At 42.4% G+C, this 3,405-nt stretch carries 4 protein-coding genes; 3 read left to right on the forward strand and 1 reads right to left on the reverse strand.

All coding sequences use genetic code 11. The features are described from left to right. The 3 genes from VF500_RS10375 to VF500_RS10385 form a co-directional block, all read left to right on the forward strand. Positions 1 to 591, forward strand: a 591-nt coding sequence (locus tag VF500_RS10375) for a D-alanine--D-alanine ligase family protein (RefSeq protein ID WP_330859603.1), incomplete at its 5' end; no start/stop codon positions are given. Between the two features lie 111 nt (positions 592 to 702). Further along, a complete protein-coding gene (locus tag VF500_RS10380) occupies positions 703 to 1,338 on the forward strand; it encodes an ABC transporter ATP-binding protein (RefSeq protein ID WP_330859604.1) in 636 nt (211 codons plus the stop codon). Further along, positions 1,338 to 2,447: a hypothetical protein gene (locus VF500_RS10385; protein WP_330859605.1), complete on the forward strand. Its 1,110-nt coding sequence runs from the start codon at positions 1,338 to 1,340 to the stop codon at positions 2,445 to 2,447. The genes VF500_RS10380 and VF500_RS10385 overlap by 1 nt, the downstream gene beginning before the upstream one ends. Positions 2,448 to 2,450: 3 nt before the next feature. Here the strand turns inward: VF500_RS10385 and prmC are convergent. Continuing rightward, on the reverse strand, positions 2,451 to 3,405 hold a 955-nt coding region (prmC, locus tag VF500_RS10390; protein ID WP_330859606.1), incomplete at its 5' end, for a peptide chain release factor N(5)-glutamine methyltransferase.

Here is a 3,405-nt window from a genome sequence, read left to right on the forward strand (position 1 = left end):
GCACATTCCATGCGTTTATTTGAGCGCGATGTGCATGACGTTGCTACCATAGCGGCTAATTTAAAATTTCCGCTGTTTGTTAAGCCCAATAACGGCGGAAGCAGCGTGGGTATGAGCAAAGTGCAAAACATAGCCGGTTTACCCGAAGCGCTGAACAGAGCGTTCCAGGAAGATGCACAGGTGCTGGTTGAAGAATTTATTAAAGGTCGTGAGTTTAGTATTGGTATAGCCCGTTTGCACGGCAAAATAAAAGTGTTGCCGGCTACGGAGATCATCACTTCGAAAGATTTCTTTGACTACGAGGCTAAATACACCTCAGGCGTAACCCAGGAAATCACCCCCGCCGACCTATCCGCCGAAAAGGTTCAGGAAATTGGAGGTATAGTTACCGAGGTGTATACCCGCCTTAATTGTCGCGGAATGGCCAGGATCGATTTCATTTTGCTGGAGGGCAGTAATGATTTTTATTTTATTGAGATCAATACAACGCCGGGGCAGTCAGCTGCAAGTTTAATTCCGCAGCAGGTACGTGCCGCAGGAATGGATGTTGGCGAGTTTTACAGCGCGCTGATTGAAGGAGCAGCACTGTAATTTCGGCATTGGGATTTTTGATTTCGGATTTATTGGGATAATTAATTTAGAGACGCATTTAAGGCGTCTCTTTTTGTGTAACAACAGGTTCATTTTGTTATCAAACCAACAATGCTGCAATTTCAAAATTTTACAAAATCATACGGTAATTACCCGGCTTTAAAAATTGAAAACCTGCAATTACAGGCCGGTATTTACTGGATTAAAGGTGTAAACGGTTCCGGTAAAAGCACCCTGCTAAAATCTATTGCCGGGATCCTGGCATTTGATGGCGACATTTTGATTGACAACACCGTTAGCATCAAAAAACAACCCGTAGCTTACCGTAAGCTGGTAAACTTTGCCGAAGCTGAACCTGTATTTCCTGATTTTTTGACTGGCGCGGAAATGATCGCCCTGTTTGCCGATGCCAAAGATGCACCAGCAGGGCAGGAGGAGGATTATATCAAAAGCATGGGCATGCAAAGCTTTGTGGGGCGCCCGGTGGGTACCTACAGCAGCGGTATGATGAAAAAGCTTTCCTTATTACTTGCCTTTTTAGGCAAACCCAAATTGATCCTGCTTGACGAACCGCTGATCACCATTGATACGGCTTCATTAGCAGTATTAAATACCTGGATCAGGGAAAGGCATGAGCAGGGGGGAACCAGCTTCCTTTTATCATCGCACCAAATACTGGAGGATGGCTCATTGCCCGTATCGGGCGAATTATTAGTTGAAGATCAAACCCTAAAGTTTATCAGCTAATGAAACCGCTAACCAATGTATTGTTAAAAATATTCGCGGGCGGTTTTTTCCGGGTGCATGCCGGAATTTTGTTTTTTATATTTCTGGCGATGGTTGGTGTTGTGCCACCTCAATATTTAATAGGTTATCATAAAGCCCTAATGCTGGCTATGGATAGTAATTCGGTAGTGATGGCGCTGGTATTTGCGGCTTGGTTGATTTATGCCATTAAAAGCTGGCATTATGTATCAGGGCAGATCTTTGCCGCGGGTCAGCATTTTTTATTTTACAGCAGTAATTCTCTGAGCAGGGAGAAACAATTTAAAAGCTGGTTTGGGGTACAGGCAGCTATATTATCTCCAATAATAGCTTATGCGGTTATAACAATTTGCGTTGGCTTTGCTAACCATTATTATGTATTGCCAGTTTGTATTTTGTTGTATTTAATAACATTAAGCTATTTAAGCGCGGTTATTTATATAAAACAGATCACCCGTCTTGTTGATGGTAGCAGTCAGTCGTTATTATTAAAGCTAAGCAGCAAATGGCGCAAACCTTATTTCAGCCTTTATATTTACCACCTGTTTGATAAACGCAAAGTGCCATACCTGATCACCAAGGCATTGTCATGGCTTATCATTACCGGTGTGTTTTATGTATTTGCCGATGTTAAAACAGATGTACGAGTGGCCGGCATTGCCATACTTGCTGTAGTCACGGCACATATTGTTTTGATATTTGAAGGGCGAAAGTTTGAAGAGAACGGATTAGGTTTCTCACGAAATTTACCTTACAGCAGGCACAGGCTCTTTCTGAATTTTGCAGGTGTTTATTTCTTTTTACTGATCCCCGAAAGCATCTGGCTGTTCAGCAGATTTACCCCCTTGATGGCCGCGGAGTTGTTACTGTTAGCTTTGAGCACAGCAATGCTGTTCCACTGCCTGCTTTATTGGTTCGGGCTTAATATGGATAAATACCTGCAATGGATCCTGGGTTTATTTATAGTACTGTTCTGGATCATTATGTTTAAGCTGCTTTGGATGCTTATCCCATTAAACCTCGGTATAGCTTACTGGCTGTTTTACAGTAACTATTATAAGTTTGAAGGAGTAGTAAGCGATAAGCTGTGATGATTAAAGTTGTGCTTTTATCATCCTGTCCCTACCGCTCATGTCTTTTCTTAACGCTATGTTTTTAAATCCTTTACTTGCTAATAGCTCCACTGTTTCTTTACCAAGGTTTTCATTGATCTCAAAGTAAAGTAAGCCACCGGCAATCGAGTTATTCAAAGCAAAATCGGCGATAGCCCGGTAAAATATCAACGGATCATGTTCGGGAACAAACAATGCTGTGTGTGGTTCAAAATCAGTCACATTGCTGTGCATCTGCTTTTTATCATCAAGAGTAACATAGGGCGGATTGCTTACAATGATATTATATTGAGCGCTTTCATTACCCGGTTTGATATTCAAGATATCAGCCTGAATAAAATTAACATCTACCTCATTTAGCGCTGCATTCTGCTTGGCCGTTTGCAAGGCCCCCTCAGATATATCTATTGCCGATACCTCGGCATCGGCCAAATTCTTTTTAAGGCTGATAGCGATACAACCACTACCCGTACCTATATCTAACAAAGACAACCTTTCGTCTTTCACCTTTAACCTTTCATCTTCTAAAATCCATTCAACCAGTTCCTCCGTTTCCGGGCGGGGAATCAGCACATAAGGGTTCACTTTGAAAGGCAAGCCGTAAAACTCGGTAACGCCGATAATGTACTGAACCGGTTTGCCGGTTTTTAGTTCTGTGAGGATGTTCCTGATCCGTTCCGACTGTTCGGTAGTTAATTCCCTTTCTGGGAATGCTTTGATGGACGCCCTTGATAAGCCCGTAACTTCGGCGATAACAAGCAACGTAATGGCTTCTGTTTCATTGATATCGTAAACTCCATTTATCTGCTGCCTGTAATCTTCAAAAACATCCTTAATCGTAATCATGCAACAAAGTAACATAAAAGCTACTTTTGCAGCATGCTTGAACATGAAAAATATATGCGCCGCTGTTTGGAGCTTGCCCAGCTTGGCGCAG

It is taken from the genome of Mucilaginibacter sp., from assembly GCF_036383575.1.
In the GTDB taxonomy this organism is placed as follows: domain Bacteria; phylum Bacteroidota; class Bacteroidia; order Sphingobacteriales; family Sphingobacteriaceae; genus Mucilaginibacter.

Excerpts from the sequence above, each read along its gene's own strand:
- VF500_RS10380 (WP_330859604.1), top strand. The coding sequence starts at position 703 with ATGCTGCAATTTCAAAATTTTACAAAATCATACGGTAATTACCCGGCT.
- VF500_RS10385 (WP_330859605.1), top strand. The coding sequence starts at position 1,338 with ATGAAACCGCTAACCAATGTATTGTTAAAAATATTCGCGGGCGGTTTT.